Source organism: Pseudomonadales bacterium (assembly GCA_013215025.1).
In the GTDB taxonomy this organism is placed as follows: domain Bacteria; phylum Pseudomonadota; class Gammaproteobacteria; order Pseudomonadales; family DT-91; genus DT-91.
The window spans coordinates 1-4469 of sequence record JABSRR010000115.1 but is presented as its reverse complement, the minus strand read 5'-3'; the positions used below and the strand labels follow the sequence as shown (position 1 = coordinate 4469).

At 49.9% G+C, this 4469-nt stretch carries 6 protein-coding genes; all 6 read left to right on the top strand.

The genetic code is table 11. The annotated features are described in order from the left end of the window. On the top strand, positions 1 to 467 hold a 467-nt coding region (locus tag HRU21_08690; protein ID NRA42366.1), incomplete at its 5' end, for a hypothetical protein. Positions 468 to 478: 11 nt separating this feature from the next. Beyond that, positions 479 to 1168, top strand: a complete 690-nt coding sequence (locus tag HRU21_08685) for a sulfite exporter TauE/SafE family protein (GenBank protein NRA42365.1) — start codon at positions 479 to 481, stop codon at positions 1166 to 1168. Positions 1169 to 1171: 3 nt separating this feature from the next. Beyond that, a complete protein-coding gene (locus HRU21_08680) occupies positions 1172 to 2278 on the top strand; it encodes a cobalt-precorrin-5B (C(1))-methyltransferase (protein ID NRA42364.1) in 1107 nt (368 codons plus the stop codon). Between the two features lies 1 nt (position 2279). Further along, positions 2280 to 3029: a precorrin-6A reductase gene (cobK, locus tag HRU21_08675; GenBank protein ID NRA42363.1), complete on the top strand. Its 750-nt coding sequence runs from the start codon at positions 2280 to 2282 to the stop codon at positions 3027 to 3029. Then, positions 3019 to 3672 (top strand): precorrin-8X methylmutase, encoded by a 654-nt coding sequence (locus HRU21_08670; GenBank protein ID NRA42362.1) that lies wholly within the window; start codon positions 3019 to 3021, stop codon positions 3670 to 3672. The genes cobK and HRU21_08670 overlap by 11 nt, the downstream gene beginning before the upstream one ends. Position 3673: 1 nt before the next feature. Then, on the top strand, positions 3674 to 4469 hold a 796-nt coding region (cbiE, locus tag HRU21_08665; GenBank protein NRA42361.1), incomplete at its 3' end, for a precorrin-6y C5,15-methyltransferase (decarboxylating) subunit CbiE.

Sequence of the window (4469 nt, the reverse complement as noted above, 5' to 3'; positions counted from 1 at the left end):
TGCATGCAGCCAGTTTGGCAAGCAATCACGCTATGCTTGAGGCGATTCGCGATTTTCACCAATCTGCCAAGCCGATATTGGCCGAGTGCGGCGGCTTTATGTATTGTGTTGAACAATTAACTGATTTAGATGATAAGCCACACACCATGCTTGGCCTAATGGCCGGCAAAGCAGCTATGCGCGGTAAGCGAGGCTGTCAAGGTATGCAGGCTGCGCCGTTACCTGAAGGAACGATTAGAGCGCATGCACACCATCGCTCACGCAGCGTAGACACTCCCGAGCCTATCGCTTATGGTCAACGTCAGCGTCACCCTGCGCCTGGTGAGTCAATTTATCGGCAAGGCAGCCTGACGGCGAGCTACTTACATTTGTTTTTTCCGTCTAACCCTGAAGCTATCGCTAAATTATTTTCAACTCGCTGCGATCAGCAGCAGTTTGCAGATGCGCAGCAGTTAAACAGCGCTTAAAGGTTTTATATATGCTAATCGAATTTTTACCCTTATTAGTATTGGGCTTTGGTTTAGGTTTTATGCATGCCCTAGATGCAGATCATGTGATGGCGGTATCTATGCTGGCCAATCAACGACCTAATTTTACGCGCACCTTGCAGCACAGCCTGCATTGGGCTCTAGGACACGGTGCCGTGTTAATTGTTGCCGGGGTGCTGCTGTTTGGCTTTGGCATGTTAATTCCAGAGTCGCTGCAGAAAGTAGCTGAGGCTAGTGTAGGCGTATTGTTGATAGTGCTCGGTTTACTGTGCTTTTACCAATTTAGACAGGATGATCTGCGGCTAAACATGCATCGACATGGCGAAATTGTGCATGCACATTGGCACCGTAGGGCACATGCTCACAATACCGGCCATAGTCACCATCTACCATCACAGCACCAGCCGGTGTTGATCGGCGCATTACATGGCTTAGCGGGTAGTGCGCCAGCACTGGCATTGATACCTGCGGTCACCTCCGGTCAATTTATGCTGGCAAGCCTATACCTATGTTTGTTTTCAGTTGGGGTGATGCTGTCAATGCTCTGCTTTGGCTTAGGCTTCGGCGTGTTACAACGCTGGCTTAAGCAACGCTCACAGCGCCTGTTTCGAGCCAGTCGTCAGCTGTTGGCATCTCTGTCAGTGTTACTGGGCAGCGTGTGGTTATGGCAAGCGGTATGATAGATGTGGCAAGAAAGCGCTGAGCAGGCAAGCAAATTACGCACTGGTTTAACCACCGGTACCTGTGCTACTGCCTGTGCTGTAGCGGCCGCTCGTTGTCTGCTTAGCCAGCCACAAAGCTCTCGCGTTAGCGTTACTTTACCAAAAGGTAAGACTGTTGAATTAGATGTTAGCGTCAGCCAATCTGCAAATTCTGTAACTGCCTCTACGATTAAAGATGCGGGTGATGACCCTGATGTTACGCACGGTGCGCGCGTATTTGTCACTATGCAGCTTGATCCTACGCCCGGTATTCAGTTCAGTGCTGATAAAGGCGTCGGCACCGTCACCCGTGACGGGCTGGCACTGGCAGTTGGTGAGCCTGCGATCAACCCGGTGCCGCGCGCAATGATTCGCGATAACCTCAGTTATTGGGCCGCCCAGTTTGAATATTCAGGTGGCTTTCGGCTTTCGATTGGGGTTGAAGGCGGCGAGCAACTTGCATTGAAAACCATGAATCCACGTTTAGGCATCGAGGGTGGCTTATCGATATTAGGTACTAGCGGTATTGTTAGACCGTTTTCTTGCGGTGCCTGGATTGCGTCAATTTATCAAGGCATTGATGTGGCCTATGCCAACGGTATTCAGCATATTGCCGCTACCACCGGTAACAGCAGTGAACAAGCTGTGCAACAGCATTACCAATTAGATGCGATGGCCTTGATAGAAATGGGTGATTTTGCAGGTGCAGTGCTTAAACATATGCGTAAGGTAGCCATAGCCAAGTTAACAATCTGCGGCGGCTTTGGAAAAATTACCAAGCTAGCGAACGGTCATATGGATCTAAATAGTAGGGTATCGGCAATTGATTTCTCACAATTAGCGTCAGCAGCCAGTCAGCATGGTGCTGATGCTGAGTTACAGCAGGCGGTATTGCAGGCTAACACCAGTATTGAAGCCTATAAATTATGCCAGCAGGCGGGTATTGATTTGGCTTTGCTAATGTGTCGGCAAGCCTACCAGGTTGCGCGCAATATTGTGCCGCAAACAACCGCATTAGAAATTATGGCTATAAATCGACAAGGTCAAATTATTGCCAAGACCAATGACCAAAGCCTAGGGCTTAATTGATATGTGCCTACTGATCTTGGGTGGCACTGCTGATGGGCGCAAGTTGGCAGAATATTTTCACCAACATAATGTGCCGGTGATTTATTCAGTAGCGGGCTTAGTAAGACAGCCTCAAGTTGACTGTCAGGTTGTGAGTGGTGGCTTTCGTCAGTTTGGTGGCTTGGAAGAATTTATTCATCAATATGCAGTAGCGGCAGTGTTAGACGTGACTCACCCTTATGCAGCTAAAATGAGCGCGACGGCAATGCAGGCCGCTGCAATATGTGATATCCCATGCTGGCGTTTTCATCGTCCGGCTTGGCAGGCTAGTGCTGCGGATAACTGGCAACTATTTAGCGACTTTAGCGCCATGTTGCCGTGTTTATCGCCATTCAAACGTGTGTTGTTTACCTGTGGCCAGCTGAGCGCTGACCAGCTTACGGCAGTTGCACGTTTTACTCAGCAACAAAGCTGGCTGCGTACAGCGGTGCAGCCAAAACATGGTCTAGCTGAAAATATGCAGTGGATTAAGGCGATTGGCCCCTTCGACTATGCTGATGAACTGGCGCTGATGCAGCGATATAATATTGATGTATTGGTCAGCAAAAATAGCGGCGGTGATTCAACCTCGGCTAAATTGGCGGCGGCAAGAGACATGGCGATACCGGTGCTGATGCTCGAGCGCCCAGAAATTAAGGCCGCAGATGCAATGTTTGAAAGTCTGACGGCATGTCAGCAGTATGTATTAGAGAAATTTTCTGATGTCAGATAAGCCACTTTTTTCCTATCAGATTGATCCTGTTTTGATTGAGCAGCAGAGCTTTGAGACGATTCGTGCACTCACTGAGCTAGCGCATCTAAGTCTTGATCAACAGCAAGTCGTCATGCGCATTGTGCATAGTTTGGGTATGCCCTCGCTGGCTGAGCAAGTGCGTTTTAGCGACAAGGCCTGCGAATCCGGTCGTCAGGCTTTGGCGGCTAATGCGGCTATTTTGTGTGATGTTGAGATGGTAAAACAAGGTATCACTAAGCGTATGATTAGCGAGCCGCCAAGCTGTTATCTGAATCATCCCGAAACCGAGCGACTGGCAAAGTCGCGCGGCGAAACCCGTTCAATGGCGGCGGTTGATCTCTGGCAAAGCCAGCTAGCGGGTGCCGTAGTGGTAATCGGTAATGCACCTACAGCACTGTATCGATTATTAGAGCGAATACACCAGTCAGGGGTAAAGCCTGCCTTAATTATTGGAATGCCGGTAGGTTTTATTGGCGCTGCCGAATCTAAGCAAGCACTGTGGGACTGTCATCAATCCTTAGGTATTGAATGTATCACCATTTTAGGTCGCGAGGGCGGAAGTGCGGTAGCCTCGGCCACATGCAATGCCTTACTGCGCTGTAACCGCAATGAATACTACTAATATGGCGCTTGATTCAAACCGGCAGCCACATATTCACATTATTGGCTTGGGTGTTGCTGAGAAGGCAAGCCTAGATACTGACGCCACTGCAGTGTTGGCCAAGGCCGATCTTATTATTGCGCATCCACGCCAGCTGGCAACGGTCGCACATTTGCCGCGGGCAGAACACTGTCAATCGATGGCGTTGCCAAAATTATCTCAGCTGCAGGATTTGCTAGCACCTTATGCCGATAAAACGGTGGTCGTGCTCGCCTCAGGTGACCCGCTATACTTTGGTATTGGCCGTTGGTTTCGTCAGCATTATGCGCTGCAGCAGCTGTGTTTTTATCCGGCGGTGTCAAGTTTGCAGGCAGCCTGTCATCGGCTCGGCCTTGCCTTACAAGATGTTACCGTTGTCAGCTTGCACGGGCGCTCGGTGAAAACCCTAGCGCGTTATTTGCGTCAGCAGCGACGCTTACTCATATTAACCGACCAACACAGCCAGCCACGGGTATTGGCTCAAGCCTGTTATGACGCAGGCTTTGATCAGTCGGTGATCAGCGTCTGTGAAAATCTTGGTTATCAAGATGAACGAGTTCGGCAGTTTCAGCTTGCGCAACTTCTGGATCATGATTATACCTTTATGCCCTTACATGTCAGCTTTATTGAAGTGTTAGGCCCGGGTGGTGTATTGCCTGAGGCGGCGGGTATCGATGATGCAGCTTTTATCACCGGCGCTGAACCAGGTAAAGGCATGATCAGCAAGCGTGAGGTGCGGTTAGCCAGTTTGGCGTATATGCAGCCAGCAGCGTCAGACG